The sequence below is a fragment of the Marinobacter sp. HL-58 genome (assembly GCF_001314605.1).
Taxonomy (GTDB): Bacteria; Pseudomonadota; Gammaproteobacteria; order Pseudomonadales; family Oleiphilaceae; genus Marinobacter.
The window spans coordinates 370,830-384,436 of record NZ_LIHP01000010.1 but is presented as its reverse complement, the minus strand read 5'-3'; the positions used below and the strand labels follow the sequence as shown (position 1 = coordinate 384,436).

Here is a 13,607-nt window from a genome sequence, read left to right as displayed (position 1 = left end):
AAGCTATGCTCATCACGTTCGCGTTGCCGATGAGCTTCTTGATATCGCCCGCCAACAAGCTGGCGAGGGTCACAACGTGATGATTGTGATTGATTCTCTCACGAGGCTTTCGCGTGTGCATAATGCGGAGCGAAAGAGCAGCGGTCGCACTATGTCTGGCGGGGTTGATGCGCGAGCGATGGAGATCCCGCGGAGATTGTTTGGCTCTGCACGAAACCTTGAGAATGGCGGCTCGCTTACCATTCTGGCAACCGTTCTGGTTGATACCGGCAGCCGTATGGACCAGGTTATATTTGAGGAATTCAAGGGCACGGGGAACATGGAGCTGGTTTTATCAAGAGACGTTGCGAATCAGCGAATCTTCCCCGCGTTGGACATTTCGAAAAGCAGTACACGCCGTGAAGAGCTGCTGATAGATCCGAAATATTTAGATAAAATAAGAGCGTTGCGCCGGGCGCTTGGCGGTCTCAAACCGCTGGAGGGCACGAGAAAGCTGGTTGAGCTGCTTGAGAAGTACCCCACAAATGCCGAGCTTCTGGACAGAGCGGGAAACCGGGACACCCATTAGCCAGACGACTGCCATGGCTTGGTGCGGCCTATCCACAAAGTGAGGAGCTTGTTATGCGTAAGTCTGTTTTGGCGAAGGCCTTCCTGACTGTGTTGGCACTTGTGCTCACACCGATGCTCGCCCAGGCCAAGCCGGTTTGGATCGATGTCCGTACGGAAGCCGAGCACAGGCAGAATCACATTGATGGGGATCCTCTCATTCCGCATCAGAACATTGTCGAGCGCGTGACTGAACAGTTTCCGGACAAAGATGCGGAGATCAACCTCTATTGCCGAAGTGGAAACCGTGCCGGTAAAGCGAAGTCTGCTCTGGAAAGAGCCGGCTACACCGATGTGAACAACATGGGTAGCGTGGCCGACGCTCGTGAGGCGCGTGATCTCTGAACACCTTGGCATTTTGAGGACCGGGATTAATTAATCTCCCTTTTTGAATTTTGCTTTGCAGTTACCGCTCATGCACATCGTGGAGTAATGTTCCCGGTCTTCGTGTCAGACCGCTGAAGGCGCTGAAGCGGGTGATTGTCTGTCAGATTCTGCGGGCTATGGAGGACAACGGTGTAAACAAGTCCCAGCTTGCCCAGAAAATGCGTACAAGTCGTACGGTGGTTAACCGCCTGCTTGATGAGAAGGATACCGGTGTAACGATCACTACGCTTATGAAGGCGGGGCGCGCATTGGGGATGAGATGGACTCTGGAGTCCGATGGGGATAATGGCTCTCCTCGGGCTGCCTGAATAGAGCCTTGCGTATTACGGTATCTTTGTTCAGCATTACCGCGTTGGGTACCAGTGACGGCGCCCCCTGAAAAAATGGATGATTCTTCAAGGATAGAAGGAGCAAAGGAATGAGCAAGAAAGTTGTGTTGTTGGGTGACATAGGAACAGACCACCAGGGATTCCCGCCCACTCCGGTAACTGCCGGTTCCCCCAATGTGCTGATTGATGGCAAGCCTGTTGCCCGTGTTGGCGACCCTCTCGCACCACACTCGAAGCCAAAGCATCCACCCCACCCGCGGACCATAGCCGCTGGTTCAACAACCGTCCTGATTAACGGTATGCCTGCTGCGGTAACTGGCGGTGCCATTTCGTGTGGGGGCGTTACCATCGGCAGCGGCAGTGTTGTTATTGGTGATACGTTCACGCCTGCGTCATTTTCGGGGATTTCACCGGCCCCTGCGAAGGCAGCTCGGCAGGCGGAAGCATCCTTTGCGCCTGGTGCTGATGGTGGGCCTGTGGAATCCCGAAGTTCCAACGGGTTTGCTGGTGGAGCAGGCAGCACACCTGCAGGTGGACCGTTTGTATCTGGTAGTTCTGATCGGAGCTCAGAAGCTCAGGTAAAAGAAGCAACCGTCGAGCCGGGCTTCCATGTGGTTCAAAGCCCAATGAGCAAAACAGCGCTGTTGGCTGCACTCTACGGCGATGCTTCTGCAAAGCCGGACCACTTTGACCGTTTGAATCCAGGCCTTGGCGGGCAGGTGTTGCCCGGTGAGATGATTGTGCTGGGTGACCCGGAAGGTATGGAGTGCTCCCGGGAAGAAGCGGACCTGATGGAGGTGGCGGCACAGGTGAATGCCCAGGTGCGTTCGCTGGATCAGGACGAAGCGCAGTTTATCGTCAAGTACCATGCTCTGTTGGAAGCCGTTACTTCAACGGGTTCGGCGGGGCTGGGTGCTGGCGCTGTGATGGTGTCAAAGCAAATTGGCAGCATTGAGAAGACCTTAAAGAACATCGAGCGGCTTCATCAAGACAGCTACCGGAAGCATGGGCATCTCAACCATCCGGAGTTTTTCGAGAAGCGGCGGGCACTTTTCAAAGAGCTGGATTTTTCTCTGGGAAGTGTGGCACGCCAGGGCATGTCACTGGATGATGATGCGAAGCTGAAGCGGGCACTGGGGTTGTCGTCTAAGAGTATTGTGCATAGTTGGAAGACCGCCGGGGTCGGTGGCATACCGGGGTACGCTACGCACTACGAGCGGCTGGCCTCGGGGGCCAAGTATGCAAAGGGGGTTGGTTATCTCTCTATTGGGCTGGATGTTGCTGCTTCGGGAGTGAAAATTCATGCGGCTTGCACAAACGGGCGCGAAGCCGAATGCAGACGAGTTAAGTACGTCGAAGGTGGGCGGCTGTCTGGCTCTGCATTAGGTGGCGGCGCGGGTGCTTTCGCTGGACCATTGGCGTGTGGGGTGATCGGCCTTGGAACAGGAGGTTTGGGTGGGGTTGCATGTGGAATAATCATGGCTGGGGTTGGTGGTTTTGCAGGAGGGTCAGTTGGAGGGAATACTGGCGAAGGTATCGGTGAGGTTATCTACGAGGTGACGAATGACAAATGACACACCTCAGATCATTGCGGCCTTCGTCGGTGCTGGGGCTATTGGTTTGGGCCTGGTTTCACTGCTAGTGATCCTCACATTTGCCTTTTCGAGAGTGGCAATGATTGAGGAAAAAATTTCGCGCCCAGGTACCTCTGCTCTTGAGCATAGAAAGGTCTGGGGTAATGATCCTTTGGGCAGATTGATGAGAAGTAGCTATGTGTTCACGTTTCTTGTTCTTCGATCGTTACCATCAAACCGACTGAAGCGGTCAGCGGCGCAGATTGGCGATGTGTCCACTCGCTTGCCGGTTCGGCTGAGCCTGTGGGGGCTGCTGCCACCTTTATGTTTATTTGGGTGTTTTATCGTGGTCCTGATAACTGGCCTCTTTTTATAGAGAAGTGTTGGGGTTGCTAAATCAGGTAGGAATCCTAACTTTCACAGCTCACGGAGGAGCGACGTGCTTATCAACTTTTTCCTGGGCCACAAAAAGGCACTCACTCTTGGCGGAGTGGCCCTTGCCATCGTCCTGATGTCATTCCCGATGGTCTATCGCACCTGGGCTTTTGGTTCTGATGCCTGGGGACTCACAGTTATTGCGCTTCTCGATCCTGAAGAAATGCCTTGGAGCCCTTTCGACTCCGATAGTCTGGCGATCAGGCCTGCAGTGGCCTATTGGATTTTGACGCATTCCGACTGGCCGTATGAGCAATGTGGTAAAGCGATGACCGCGATGAGCGGCTGTTCGCAACCTCTGATCAATTTCGTGGGCGCATCGTTGGATACGCACGATGCTGACTCGATCATGAGGCAACGTGGCTACGCGTTGCTTCGATATTTCGCGGGAAGGGGAGAGCCGGTCAACGGCTATCACAACGGGTTGGCACCGGTGCATGAGGCAGTGCTGTACGCCGATATTGATTATCTCCGCGCATTACTGCAGCTGGGGGCGGATCCGAACCTGCCAATTGATAGACCAGAAAAGGACTTCCACGGCTTTGACGCATTGGAGTTCGCAGCGTTTTTGGAGTCCCGGGATAAAGACGTTTTTCAGGATGTTCGGAAAGAGCTTGAAGCCCTTTAGGCGGCTGCTTGCTTGTTGTTCGGGGTTGGACTGATAGTTTTTGACGGCTCATGAAATCCGGTCTGGGCCTGTTGTCTACGGGCTTTTGATGTAAAAAACGTTCTTGTCCCGGACGCTAATCTCAAATAATTCACTGGCCCGAATCAGGTCACTCAGCTTCTTGTACCCGTAGTTCACCGGGGAAAAGGAGCTGTTATTGGAAATGTATTGGCCAACCTTGCCGAGATGTGCCCAACCATCGTCATCAGCCGTTTGCTCTACCGCAGTCCGCAGAGTCCGCACCAATACGGTGTCGCCCCGGAGTTTGTTGCGGCTCCACTTGGTCTCCACAGTTGGTTTCGGAGTGCCGCCATCGACAGTTTCCTCCTGTTGCTCGATCTCCTCCCGCAGGTTCTCGGTATAGATGAATTGAGAACAGGCGTTGACGAATGGCATGGGCGTTTTTCGTTCGCCAAACCCAAAGACCGGTAGGCCAGCCTCAAGAATGCGCATGACAAGTGGGGTGAAGTCGGAGTCGCTGGTCATCAGGGCAAAGGCGTCGACGTTTCCGCTGTAAAGCAGATCCATGGCATCGATGATCATGGAAGCGTCTGTGGCGTTTTTGCCCGTTGTGTAGGCAAATTGCTGGACTGGACGAATCGCATTGGCGTGCAGCTTTTCAATCCAGCCACCCAATTGTGGGCCATTCCAGTTGCCATGGGCATGGCGAACGTTCACAGCACCATATTTCGCCAGCTCCTGCAGTACTCCTTCAATTGATTGATGGCTGACGTTGTCGCAGTCGATCAGGAGTGCAATTTTGTAGTTGGTGTTCATGTTAATTGGGCCTTCCTTATCCCGGATGGTGAAGTTTGATGTTACCACGCATAATCTGCGACGTTTGCCGGGAGGCACTGGGATTGGTGCAGTGATGTGGCGCTTGATGCGTGTTTAAAGGTGCGTCTCTGGATCCATCCTATGGTGCACTGTTCGTGAGAATTTCCTTCCATGGTTTCATTGGTTTCAGGTGTTCCGTTTCGTTTCAGTGATTTCTTTTGCTCGTTGTGAGAGGTACGACGCGAATTCGTCTGCTGTAAAATGTCTGGTTTTCCCTTGCTCCATATCTTCATCGCCCATATCAATGGCGGCTCTGAGGTCATTCATCCTGGTGGTGTAGGCAGACTCAGCTTCTTCTACCATCCTGAGCCCGGCCCGCAGAACTTCACTTGCGTTCTGGTAGCGGCCAGAAGCCACCAGGTGATCGACCACTTGGGACTGATGGTCAGTAAGTACGATGTTTCTCGTTGCCATGGTTGTATCCACCTGTCGTAACTCTATTGGCATAATATGCCAATGAGCTGGTTTCAGCAATTGAGAGAAACGGGACGAAAAACCGGGACATATTTAGTTTCTGGCTTACAGTAATGCCTGCACCCCGTCACCCAGTGCCAGCTCACCCCCTTCAACCACCCGCGTAGTAATCCCTCCATGCCCGCGCATGGCGTTGTAGCCACCAGGCCCCAGCGCGGTTTCCATTTTGCTGCACGGATGGCACAGGCCGGTGTATTCCAGCACCACGCCACCGATCCTGAACCTTTTGTCTTTCAGCGCCAGCAGGTTCAGGCCAGAGACCACGATGTTGCGCCGGAAAATTTCGGGTTCAATGGCTTCCCGGTGAAGGCAGGAGGCGATGGCATGCAGGTGTTCTTTCTGGATCAGGGTTACCTGCCGTTTGCTGGTTTCGCGCCCTTTGAATCGGTCACCTTCCAGGCCTTTGCCCGGGGTAACCGACACGCTGTCCAGCGCCTGCATGGGTTCACCGCGTGCAGGGCGGATGCCGATCCATTCAACCCGGCCGGTTTGGGGGAGGGTGTCGAACAGGGTTTGCAGTGAGCTCTGTTCAGGCATGGGCTATCGCCCTCACGCAACGGCGGAACAGCTCGGCCGAAAAGTACCGGTGTTCGCCGGGTTGCTCGGCCACGAAGAGCTGGCCACCGGAACTGTAGATTCCGCCCTCGATCATCAGGTTGTCGCGCATTTCAAAGTCCTCAATGGTATGGCCCAGTTCGTCCAGGTCGGTGGCGCCTGCCCGTTCCCGATAATATCGGCTGTCGAGGGTAAACCCGAAGGCGGGCTTGCCCTGTCCGATCATGTATCCCACCTCAAAGACGGTGCCCGGGTCCGCGCTGATGCCGCGGAACGGGGTCAGATTAGCGATGATGGCCTCGCAGCTATCCATCAGTTCCCGGTTGGCCCGGTAGATCCGATGCCCCTGCCTGAATTTCGCCTCGTTGGCGGACAGTGGCAGTTCGGTATCCAGCGGGTCGACGCCCTCCAGTCCGTATTCCTGAAGCAGGCGTTTTTTCTCGGCCACGATGGCCTGATGTTCATCGGCGGGGAAAAACACTTCCGGGCCGGCGAGGTAGATGCGTTTTGGTGTTGTCATGGGCCTCCGTGGGGTCAGACCCCGGTGCATTTGGTGTAGCATAATGACATGGGGTCTGACCCCAAGAGAACCTATAGGGTTTCCATTTTTGAAACCACGCCGAATACGACCGGCTGACTGACAAATACCGTCGCAATAGGGAGTGAGGCTTATGTTATCGCCTGCTTTTGTTGAGATCAGAGATGCGTTGGCTCAGGTGCCTTTTGTGGCTCATATTGAGAACCAGGATGACTATGAGCAGGCGCTGGAATTGATGGACCAGTTGGTGGACGACTACGACGCCAACAGGCTGTTAATCGAGATTCTGGCTGTCAGTATTGAGCGTTGGGAAGACCAGGCCACAGAGTTCTCTGACTTTAATGCCGCTGTTGCTGAAACGGACGGGGGGGTTGCTGTACTGAAAACCCTGATGGCCCAACACGGCCTTGGGGTGGCTGACCTGCCGGAGCTGGGTTCGAAGGGCAATGTGAGCAAAATCCTCAATGGTGCCGAAGGGAAAAAGCTGACCCGCAAACACATGGAATCCCTCGGCAAACGGTTCGGGGTGCCTCCAGTCCTGTTTTTTTGATCTCCATGGGGTCAGACCCCCGTGCATTTGGTGCTGCAAAATGACATGGGGTCTGACCCCGATTGACCGGAGGAGACAAGCGATATGAGCACCGCTTCAGCGGCCTATCCAATTGGTACGCCCGGCACTCCCTGGGGCGACGCGGAACGTGCCCAGTGGCTGTCACAGCAGAGCCGTCGGCGCAGTTACGAGTCCGACGTGTTGGGCGTGGTCGAGCGGCTGCGTTCGCACTTTGATGTGCAGGAGTATGGCCGCCTGGAATACGGCCCGGATATTTATCCGCTGATGGCGATCCGCAGCCGGGACTGGCGTGCCGATCGGCCGGTGGTGCTGATTACGGGCGGAGTGCATGGCTATGAAACAAGCGGTGTGCATGGGGCGCTGCAGTTCGTGGAACAGTATGCCGCGGATTATGCCGATCGTGTAAACCTGCTGGTTGCGCCTTGTGTCAGCCCCTGGGCCTACGAGCGCATCCACCGCTGGAACGCGAATGCGGTGGACCCCAACCGTTCGTTCCGTGATGGAGGCCAGACCGGGGAGTCAGCGGCGCTGATGCAGCTGGTCGCTTCGCTCGATGAGCCAATACTGCTGCACATCGACCTGCACGAGACCACCGATACCGACGAAACCGAATTCCGCCCGGCGCTGGCGGCCCGCGACGGTAAACCGTTTGAGTCGGGTAACATTCCGGACGGCTTCTACCTGGTGGATGACACCGAGAACCCGCAGCCTGAATTCCAGCAGGCGTTGATCAGGGCGGTGGAAAAGATCACCCATATCGCGCCGGCAGATGATAACGGCGAAATCCTCGGCTCACCGGCGGCCGCTCGGGGCGTTATTCAGTATCCGCTGGCGCAGCTTGGCCTTTGCACCAGCATGACCCGTGCCCCCTACAGGACCACCACCGAGGTATACCCGGACAGCGACCGGGTGACTCCTCAGCAATGCAATGCCGCGCAGGTTGCCGCAGTGTGTGCGGCGATCGACTATGCGCTGTCAGTAGGAAAACCGGGATCGCTCTAGTATATTGGGTCGCAGGATGCGGGTGTAGCTCAATGGCAGAGCAGAAGCTTCCCAAGCTTACGACGAGGGTTCGATTCCCTTCACCCGCTCCATAATCTCACATAGCGCATCCAGCCCATCCGTCAGTGCTGCTGGCCCCGGCTGAAGAATCAGCGGTGACTTGATCTCATACAGGTGGTTGTTGGCCACAGCTGGAATGTCGCCCCAACCGGGGCGTTCGGCCACTTGCTCCGGGCGGAATTTGCGCCCACACCAGGAGCCGATGATAATGTCTGGTTGCCGCTCGATAACATCCCCGGGGTTTTCGATAATGCGCTCCCTGGCGCCGGGCTCGGCTGCCCGTTCCGGGAAAATATCCTCGCCACCGGCAATACTGATCAGCTCGGACACCCAGCCTATGCCGGTGATCATCGGGTCGCCCCATTCCTCGAAGTAGACCCGGGGGCGGTCTGGCCTCGCTCTTTCCGCCCTTATTCGTTCAACCCTGTCGGACAGGGTCTGAGCATAGGTGTCGGTTTGGTCAGCGAGGCCCAGCATGCCGCCGAGGATTCGGATCATGGACAGGATGCCCGCCACGGTGCGCTGATTGAAGATGTGCACGGCAACGCCGCTGCGCACCAGTTCAGCTGCGATGTCGGCCTGCATGTCCGAGAAACCCACCACCAGGTCTGGTTTCAGTTCCAGAATTTTCCCAATCTTGGCGGAGGTGAAGGCAGAGACTTTGGGCTTTTCCTTCCTGGCTCTTTCGGGCCGCACGGTGAACCCGGATATGCCGACGATGCGGTCCTCTGCGCCGATGGCGTAGAGGGTCTCCGTGGTCTCTTCGGTAAGGCAGACAATTCGCTGGGGATAATTCATCGGTGCACTATACCCCGGACCGCTTTTCCGGAGTCATTCCTTTTTCCCACTCAGTTTCCTCACCCGGCGCTGGCAGAAACCGGCCAAACTCGATCATCTGGGTTTCCGGAATGTCCTGCAGATAGATCCAGACGTCCTCAGCCGTTATGCCTGCAATTCGCACTATCTCCTCAAGCATCTGGCTCATCAGGGCCTGCTTGACCCCGGTACTGCGGCCCTGCCGTACCAGGCCGTGCACATACACCTGGGGCGCCTGGTTCACGCTGCCACCCACAAAGTGCTCGCCCTCACGGGTAGAAAAAAACAAAACCTGGGCAAAAAAACGGGGCGCGCCGGTTTGCGTGTTATGGGCCGTGGTTATGGCGTCCGCTATCTGTGATTTCTGCTGCGGGGACAGAGCAATGTTTGCGACCGTGACAGTGTAAGTTGGCATGGGGACATCCTACCGGGAGTGGTGTGTATTTGTCTGTTGTGGCCCATATTGAAAACCGTATCGGTGTCAGAATTCAGACTCGTAAGCTGGGGAGGCCGACATCTGAAAAATAGATCTGTACCGGTTTTTCACAAAAAAGGCAGCCCCAGGAGGCTGCCTTTTATAAGTCACGTATCGGCTGTTATTTAAAGGCCAATAACGTTCTCTGCCTGTGGGCCTTTCTGACCCTGGGTGACACTGAATTCAACGTCCTGGCCGTCGGTCAGAGTTTTGAAGCCGCTACCCTGGATAGAGCTGTAATGGACAAAGACGTCTGAGCCGCCTTCACGAGTAATAAAGCCAAAACCTTTTGCTTCGTTGAAGAACTTAACGTTGCCGGTAATTGTAGACATGAATAGCTATCCTGAAATCGATTATAAATGTGCCGTCAAAAGATCGTGATGATCTTTGATCAGCGATATGCGGGAAACAAAAAACGTGCAGGGTCAAAAACAGGACGAGAAGTATTACAACTAAAAGGTCTTATTCGTGAAATGCTTTGCCAAATCTTTCCAACGATGAACACGGTACGCGAATTATGAGGCAATGCATAGCATAAATTTGAGAAAACCGGGACAGATCTATTTTTGATGGGTTTAACGGCATAGAATTGGCGAATGGTATCAACCGGATGTTCATCTGGCACCCAGATAACTAGCGCAGCGACAGGCCTTATTATGCATTTGGATAAAGCAAAAAAGCGCATTGCAAAGCAGATTAAGAAGGGTTTCCATGGCTATCCATTGGTTGCGCTGGAGTACTTTGGTAAAACGCCGGATTCAGCCACCGAGGTGGTTGTTTCATTTACTGAGGAAGAGGGCGCCGATCCCCAGACGCAAACGTTTGTAAGTGGCGGTGATGCTCGGGAAGATGAAACGATTCAATCCACCCTCGTGAAAATTATTGAGCGGGCGGACGCCAAAACGGTGACTGAGGTCAACGGTATTTCCACTCTCAGTGAAATTTGATGATAGACAGGCTTGCGAGCCAGTGGCGATCGACTATGCACTGTCAGAATATTGTACAAGTCCCCACGGCGCAGTGCCTCTGGCATGATCTCGCTGATGGACTTGCAAGATATTCTGAGAATTTCGACCTTCAAGCATGAGAGCCAAATGATGATCGAAACTCTGCTGGAATTTCCGAGCCAAGGTACAACCTGTCGTGGTGTTCTTTACACGCCGAATGCCGACAGCAGAAGTTTGCCCTGTGTGGTTATGGCTCATGGTTTTGGGCTGACTCATGCCAGTGGCCTGGCACCGTTTAAAGAAGCCTTTTGCAATGCGAGTTATGCGGTCTTTGCCTTTGACTACCGCCATTTCGGTGAAAGTGATGGTCAGCCAAGGCAGACGCTGAGCCCTTGGAAGGAGGTGGCAGACTGGCTGGCGGCACTGAATTTCGCTCGGCAGCTGGATCGTATCGATGGCAGCCGCATTTGCCTGTGGGGGACGTCGTTTTCCGGTGGGCTTGTGATTGCGGCTGCGGCAAAGGATGGACGCGTGCAATGCACCATCTCCCAATGCCCGATGGTGGATGGTTTGGCGTCTTTGCTTGGTGTTATCGGTTATGCCGGGCTCATGCAGGCGATCCGCCTGACTTACCACGGAACGGTGGACTGGCTTCGTCGTGGTCTGGGGATGTCTCCGAGGTATATTGCATCGGCAGGCCGCCCTGGCGAGCTGGGCATGATGACCGCTGAGGACTGCAAGGACGGGTATGTTCCCTTGCTGGCTGACAATGCGTCGAATTACGTTGCAGCGGGCGTAAGTTATGCGATTCCCTTTTTCCGGCCCATCCGGTTGGCCAGCAAAGTCGCCTGCCCGGCATTGGTGTTGATCTGCGAACAGGATACAGTCGCCCCGGCGAGTGCTGCGGCCAAAGCGGCCGAGAGAATGCCGAACTCGGAAGTGAAGCACTATCCGGTCGGCCATTTTGATGTTTATCGGGGCGAAGCTCTGATCCAGTCAATCGAAGATCAACTTGATTTCCTGGCCCGGTCTATTTCGACAACACGATGAGCACAGCTACCAGGATGCCGGCACCCAGGGCTAACAGGCTGAACCGGCGATGCTCCTTTTCCGCTTGCGGCAAGAGATGCGTTGCGCCCACATACACCAGCGCGCCGGCTGAAAGCGAAAGCAGGACGCCCAACTGCGCCTGACTGACGTTGCTGATAAAGGGCCAGGAGACCAGCATGCCCAGTGGTGTGGAGAGTGACGCGGCAATGACGGCAAGGAGCAGGGCGTTCCTGTCGCTGAAGCCTCCGCGCGACAGTAACAGATAGGTAATAATGCCTTCAGGAAACTCATGGAGTACCATGCCGATAGCTGCCAGCACGCCGGTGAATATGCTGGTGGAAAAGGTGATGGAGTAGACAAAGCCGTCGATAAATGAATGAAAGCCGATGCCTACCATGGGCACCAGGCCTATACCGTAAGACGGATTCGTCCCTCGCTCGCACACGAAGGCGGTGATGAATCGGTTGAACATATGCATCAACACGAACCCACCAAGCAGGTAGCCGGGGGCGTAGAGGCTCAATTCGAAAGACTTGGGAATAATGTGCAGGAAGGACACCGAAATCAACACGCCGGCGGCGAAGCAAACAAAGTAGATACTGTATTTGCGGCCCCAGGCCTCAAAGTGACGGATAATGTAGATGCCGATGCCTGTCACCAGCGCTGCCACAAGACTGGCGCCAAAAGCCGTCCAGAAGCTGTTTTCCATTTTTATCTCCGGCTCATGACCGTCATCAACACTGCCGCTGTGCCCTCACGACGATAAAAGCCCCGTTGCCGAAGCCGGCACGCAGCGATTCTTTCTCTCTCGTTTTTCTAATGCATTATCGGTCAGTGGCGGTTGCATTGATTGTGGCAGAAGTCGCCATGATTGCTATCTTTAAAGAGGGTGACGAGTTGTTTTAATTCCGCTGTTCTTCCCTCCCAAAAACCCTATCTAACGGCTTTACAATGCTGCGTCGTGAGAGGCGGAAAGACGACTCCGAGACGCAGTATCGAAGATCGACGAAGAGGTAAAACCATGAGGAAGGACGGAGCTGCACTGCGAAATATTTTGATTCTGGGCGGCACCATTATCGCCCTGGTAATAATCAGTGTTCTCATCGCCAGGTACTTCACCTGAAACCACGAGGGATCGCCATGAAAAGGCTCTGTTTCCTGTCACCCGATCTCGATCACGCCCGTAAGGTGGTCGATGACCTGAAAGAAAGCGGTATACCGGAAAAACATATCTATGCGCTGGCCCGGTATGGCATTGATATGGAGGGTTTGCCCGATGCAGGCCCTGAATCTGACGATTTCCTTGAAGCCTACAAGCGTGGCCTGGAGTTCGGCGGCTCGGCAGGCCTTCTGGCAGGCCTGACGGCGCTGGCGTTTCCGCCCACCGGCATTGTAGTCGGTGGCGGCCTGGTTCTTCTGCTAGGGCTCTGGGGCGCAGGTCTCGGAGGCATGTTGACCGGAATTGCCGGGGCTTCGTTTCCCAGCTCACGCCTGCAATCTTTTGAGTCGGCAATCGAGGAGGGGCTGATTTTGATAATGGCCGATGTGCCCACAGATGAAGTTGAAAAGTACGAGGATCTGATCAAGACCCACGACCCGGATGTCCGTGTCGAGGGTATTGAGCCCCATGCTCCGTTGATTCCCAAGTAGACCGGGAAAATCGGGACAGACTTATTTAATCTGCTTGACCCCGGCACTGCGGCCTTGTCGTACCAGGCCGTGCACATACACCTGGGTAGTAATCCCCCCCACGCATGGCGTTGCAGTAGATTTTGAGTTGGGGTTGTTTCACCTATTATGCCGAAGCTCGGTCGTTTTCGACCGCTTCCAGCTTTACCCGAAAACCGCAGGCTGCGGCATATTTGTTAAGTGTTCCCCAACTGGGATTGCTTCGGCCACGCTCAAGCCTGGATATGTTGCTTTTGTTGGTTCCGAGTATCTTCGCAATGTCTTCTTGGGTAAGGCCTGCTTTAGTCCTCATTGTGAGCAACTGATCAATCAGGCTGAATTCATCCTGAAGAGCATTGTATTCCCGACGGACCTCCGGATTTTTCAGTGCTTTCTGCTTGAAATTCTTGAAATTCATGATTTCTTGACCTCCTTCAATCGCTCGTTGGCGAGCTCCAGGTCTTTCTTCGGTATTTTCTGATCCTTCTTTACAAAGACGTGCAGAATGATCATTCGCTTGCCCCGCATGTAGCAGAAGATGCCTCTACCTATTCCTTCTTTGGCTTTTGTTATCAAATATGATAACTATAAGCTGGAGAAGTGTATAGAGGAGGCG

General features: G+C 54.7%; 20 protein-coding genes, 1 tRNA gene and 1 pseudogene. 12 read left to right on the top strand and 10 right to left on the bottom strand.

Annotated elements, in window-relative coordinates; genetic code table 11:
• The 6 genes and pseudogenes from HLUCCO03_RS09105 to HLUCCO03_RS09080 form a co-directional block, all read left to right on the top strand.
• Positions 1–568 (top strand): annotated as a pseudogene (locus HLUCCO03_RS09105) (transcription termination factor Rho); the annotation flags it as partial.
• A gap of 53 nt (positions 569–621) precedes the next feature.
• Positions 622–951: a rhodanese-like domain-containing protein gene (locus tag HLUCCO03_RS09100; protein ID WP_027832978.1), complete on the top strand. Its 330-nt coding sequence runs from the start codon at positions 622–624 to the stop codon at positions 949–951.
• Between the two features lie 158 nt (positions 952–1,109).
• The gene (locus HLUCCO03_RS09095) at positions 1,110–1,301 is read left to right on the top strand and encodes a helix-turn-helix transcriptional regulator (RefSeq protein WP_081813635.1); all 192 of its coding nucleotides are present in this window, start codon (positions 1,110–1,112) and stop codon (positions 1,299–1,301) included.
• A gap of 110 nt (positions 1,302–1,411) precedes the next feature.
• Positions 1,412–2,896: a type VI secretion system PAAR protein gene (locus HLUCCO03_RS09090; RefSeq protein ID WP_036197672.1), complete on the top strand. Its 1,485-nt coding sequence runs from the start codon at positions 1,412–1,414 to the stop codon at positions 2,894–2,896.
• Positions 2,886–3,272, top strand: coding sequence for a hypothetical protein (locus tag HLUCCO03_RS09085; protein ID WP_155939984.1), 387 nt, complete (start codon positions 2,886–2,888; stop codon positions 3,270–3,272). Before HLUCCO03_RS09090 ends, HLUCCO03_RS09085 begins: the two co-directional genes overlap by 11 nt.
• Before the next feature lie 63 nt (positions 3,273–3,335).
• On the top strand, positions 3,336–3,959 hold the full coding sequence (locus tag HLUCCO03_RS09080) for an ankyrin repeat domain-containing protein (RefSeq protein WP_027832977.1): 624 nt from the start codon (positions 3,336–3,338) through the stop codon (positions 3,957–3,959).
• 75 nt (positions 3,960–4,034) lie between these two features.
• Here the strand turns inward: HLUCCO03_RS09080 and HLUCCO03_RS09075 are convergent, their stop codons facing one another.
• The 4 genes from HLUCCO03_RS09075 to HLUCCO03_RS09060 all read right to left on the bottom strand — a co-directional run bounded on the left by HLUCCO03_RS09075 (position 4,035) and on the right by HLUCCO03_RS09060 (position 6,384).
• Complete coding sequence (locus tag HLUCCO03_RS09075; RefSeq protein WP_027832976.1) at positions 4,035–4,775, bottom strand: NYN domain-containing protein; 741 nt, start codon at positions 4,773–4,775, stop codon at positions 4,035–4,037.
• A 186-nt stretch (positions 4,776–4,961) separates the two neighbouring features.
• A complete protein-coding gene (locus HLUCCO03_RS09070; RefSeq protein ID WP_027832975.1) occupies positions 4,962–5,249 on the bottom strand; it encodes a type II toxin-antitoxin system ParD family antitoxin in 288 nt (95 codons plus the stop codon).
• A gap of 105 nt (positions 5,250–5,354) precedes the next feature.
• Positions 5,355–5,846, bottom strand: a complete 492-nt coding sequence (locus HLUCCO03_RS09065) for an MOSC domain-containing protein (protein ID WP_027832974.1) — start codon at positions 5,844–5,846, stop codon at positions 5,355–5,357.
• Positions 5,839–6,384, bottom strand: a complete 546-nt coding sequence (locus tag HLUCCO03_RS09060; protein WP_027832973.1) for a nucleoside 2-deoxyribosyltransferase — start codon at positions 6,382–6,384, stop codon at positions 5,839–5,841. The genes HLUCCO03_RS09065 and HLUCCO03_RS09060 overlap by 8 nt, the downstream gene beginning before the upstream one ends.
• Before the next feature lie 151 nt (positions 6,385–6,535).
• Between HLUCCO03_RS09060 and HLUCCO03_RS09055 the strand changes: the two genes are divergently transcribed.
• The 3 genes from HLUCCO03_RS09055 (at position 6,536) to HLUCCO03_RS09045 (ending at position 8,067) form a co-directional block, all read left to right on the top strand.
• Entirely contained in the window at positions 6,536–6,952 is a 417-nt protein-coding gene (locus tag HLUCCO03_RS09055) for a type II toxin-antitoxin system HigA family antitoxin (protein ID WP_027832972.1), read from the top strand.
• An 84-nt stretch (positions 6,953–7,036) separates the two neighbouring features.
• Complete coding sequence (locus HLUCCO03_RS09050; RefSeq protein ID WP_027832971.1) at positions 7,037–7,975, top strand: M14 family metallocarboxypeptidase; 939 nt, start codon at positions 7,037–7,039, stop codon at positions 7,973–7,975.
• Between the two features lie 18 nt (positions 7,976–7,993).
• Positions 7,994–8,067 (top strand) — tRNA-Gly (locus HLUCCO03_RS09045).
• On the opposite strand, the gene HLUCCO03_RS09040 is transcribed toward HLUCCO03_RS09045, so the two are convergent.
• The 3 genes from HLUCCO03_RS09040 to HLUCCO03_RS09030 form a co-directional block, all read right to left on the bottom strand.
• Positions 8,033–8,833 carry a cobalamin-binding protein gene (locus HLUCCO03_RS09040; protein WP_081813588.1) on the bottom strand — a complete coding sequence of 267 codons (801 nt, stop codon included), beginning with the start codon at positions 8,831–8,833 and terminating at the stop codon, positions 8,033–8,035. The two genes, HLUCCO03_RS09045 and HLUCCO03_RS09040, sit on opposite strands and share 35 nt — an antisense overlap.
• Positions 8,834–8,840: 7 nt before the next feature.
• Positions 8,841–9,266 (bottom strand): tautomerase family protein, encoded by a 426-nt coding sequence (locus tag HLUCCO03_RS09035; RefSeq protein ID WP_027832969.1) that lies wholly within the window; start codon positions 9,264–9,266, stop codon positions 8,841–8,843.
• A 185-nt stretch (positions 9,267–9,451) separates the two neighbouring features.
• The gene (locus tag HLUCCO03_RS09030; RefSeq protein WP_027832968.1) at positions 9,452–9,658 is read right to left on the bottom strand and encodes a cold-shock protein; all 207 of its coding nucleotides are present in this window, start codon (positions 9,656–9,658) and stop codon (positions 9,452–9,454) included.
• Positions 9,659–9,982: 324 nt separating this feature from the next.
• Here HLUCCO03_RS09030 and HLUCCO03_RS09025 point away from each other — a divergent pair, with 324 nt between their 5' ends.
• Both HLUCCO03_RS09025 and HLUCCO03_RS09020 read left to right on the top strand, forming a co-directional pair.
• The gene (locus HLUCCO03_RS09025) at positions 9,983–10,273 is read left to right on the top strand and encodes a hypothetical protein (protein ID WP_027832967.1); all 291 of its coding nucleotides are present in this window, start codon (positions 9,983–9,985) and stop codon (positions 10,271–10,273) included.
• 84 nt (positions 10,274–10,357) lie between these two features.
• Positions 10,358–11,323: an alpha/beta fold hydrolase gene (locus HLUCCO03_RS09020; RefSeq protein WP_292016675.1), complete on the top strand. Its 966-nt coding sequence runs from the start codon at positions 10,358–10,360 to the stop codon at positions 11,321–11,323.
• On the opposite strand, the gene HLUCCO03_RS09015 is transcribed toward HLUCCO03_RS09020, so the two are convergent.
• Positions 11,304–12,032, bottom strand: coding sequence for a ZIP family metal transporter (locus tag HLUCCO03_RS09015; protein WP_027832965.1), 729 nt, complete (start codon positions 12,030–12,032; stop codon positions 11,304–11,306). The genes HLUCCO03_RS09020 and HLUCCO03_RS09015 overlap by 20 nt on opposite strands.
• A 431-nt stretch (positions 12,033–12,463) precedes the next feature.
• On the opposite strand from HLUCCO03_RS09015, the gene HLUCCO03_RS09010 reads away from it, so the two are divergent.
• Positions 12,464–12,973, top strand: coding sequence for a hypothetical protein (locus HLUCCO03_RS09010; RefSeq protein WP_027832964.1), 510 nt, complete (start codon positions 12,464–12,466; stop codon positions 12,971–12,973).
• Between the two features lie 145 nt (positions 12,974–13,118).
• Here the strand turns inward: HLUCCO03_RS09010 and HLUCCO03_RS09005 are convergent, their stop codons facing one another.
• Together HLUCCO03_RS09005 and HLUCCO03_RS09000 are read right to left on the bottom strand one after the other, a co-directional pair.
• The gene (locus HLUCCO03_RS09005) at positions 13,119–13,409 is read right to left on the bottom strand and encodes a helix-turn-helix transcriptional regulator (RefSeq protein WP_027832963.1); all 291 of its coding nucleotides are present in this window, start codon (positions 13,407–13,409) and stop codon (positions 13,119–13,121) included.
• The gene (locus HLUCCO03_RS09000; protein WP_081813587.1) at positions 13,406–13,567 is read right to left on the bottom strand and encodes a type II toxin-antitoxin system RelE/ParE family toxin; all 162 of its coding nucleotides are present in this window, start codon (positions 13,565–13,567) and stop codon (positions 13,406–13,408) included. The genes HLUCCO03_RS09005 and HLUCCO03_RS09000 overlap by 4 nt, the downstream gene beginning before the upstream one ends.
• Positions 13,568–13,607 lie beyond the last annotated feature (40 nt).

Excerpts from the sequence above, each read along its gene's own strand:
- HLUCCO03_RS09060 (WP_027832973.1), bottom strand. The coding sequence starts at position 6,384 with ATGACAACACCAAAACGCATCTACCTCGCCGGCCCGGAAGTGTTTTTC.
- HLUCCO03_RS09015 (WP_027832965.1), bottom strand. The coding sequence starts at position 12,032 with ATGGAAAACAGCTTCTGGACGGCTTTTGGCGCCAGTCTTGTGGCAGCG.
- HLUCCO03_RS09030 (WP_027832968.1), bottom strand. The coding sequence starts at position 9,658 with ATGTCTACAATTACCGGCAACGTTAAGTTCTTCAACGAAGCAAAAGGT.
- HLUCCO03_RS09035 (WP_027832969.1), bottom strand. The coding sequence starts at position 9,266 with ATGCCAACTTACACTGTCACGGTCGCAAACATTGCTCTGTCCCCGCAG.
- HLUCCO03_RS09010 (WP_027832964.1), top strand. The coding sequence starts at position 12,464 with ATGAAAAGGCTCTGTTTCCTGTCACCCGATCTCGATCACGCCCGTAAG.
- HLUCCO03_RS09100 (WP_027832978.1), top strand. The coding sequence starts at position 622 with ATGCGTAAGTCTGTTTTGGCGAAGGCCTTCCTGACTGTGTTGGCACTT.
- HLUCCO03_RS09040 (WP_081813588.1), bottom strand. The coding sequence starts at position 8,833 with ATGAATTATCCCCAGCGAATTGTCTGCCTTACCGAAGAGACCACGGAG.
- HLUCCO03_RS09090 (WP_036197672.1), top strand. The coding sequence starts at position 1,412 with ATGAGCAAGAAAGTTGTGTTGTTGGGTGACATAGGAACAGACCACCAG.
- HLUCCO03_RS09070 (WP_027832975.1), bottom strand. The coding sequence starts at position 5,249 with ATGGCAACGAGAAACATCGTACTTACTGACCATCAGTCCCAAGTGGTC.
- HLUCCO03_RS09055 (WP_027832972.1), top strand. The coding sequence starts at position 6,536 with ATGTTATCGCCTGCTTTTGTTGAGATCAGAGATGCGTTGGCTCAGGTG.
- HLUCCO03_RS09020 (WP_292016675.1), top strand. The coding sequence starts at position 10,358 with ATGATCTCGCTGATGGACTTGCAAGATATTCTGAGAATTTCGACCTTC.
- HLUCCO03_RS09005 (WP_027832963.1), bottom strand. The coding sequence starts at position 13,409 with ATGAATTTCAAGAATTTCAAGCAGAAAGCACTGAAAAATCCGGAGGTC.
- HLUCCO03_RS09025 (WP_027832967.1), top strand. The coding sequence starts at position 9,983 with ATGCATTTGGATAAAGCAAAAAAGCGCATTGCAAAGCAGATTAAGAAG.
- HLUCCO03_RS09050 (WP_027832971.1), top strand. The coding sequence starts at position 7,037 with ATGAGCACCGCTTCAGCGGCCTATCCAATTGGTACGCCCGGCACTCCC.
- HLUCCO03_RS09095 (WP_081813635.1), top strand. The coding sequence starts at position 1,110 with ATGGAGGACAACGGTGTAAACAAGTCCCAGCTTGCCCAGAAAATGCGT.
- HLUCCO03_RS09075 (WP_027832976.1), bottom strand. The coding sequence starts at position 4,775 with ATGAACACCAACTACAAAATTGCACTCCTGATCGACTGCGACAACGTC.
- HLUCCO03_RS09065 (WP_027832974.1), bottom strand. The coding sequence starts at position 5,846 with ATGCCTGAACAGAGCTCACTGCAAACCCTGTTCGACACCCTCCCCCAA.
- HLUCCO03_RS09085 (WP_155939984.1), top strand. The coding sequence starts at position 2,886 with ATGACAAATGACACACCTCAGATCATTGCGGCCTTCGTCGGTGCTGGG.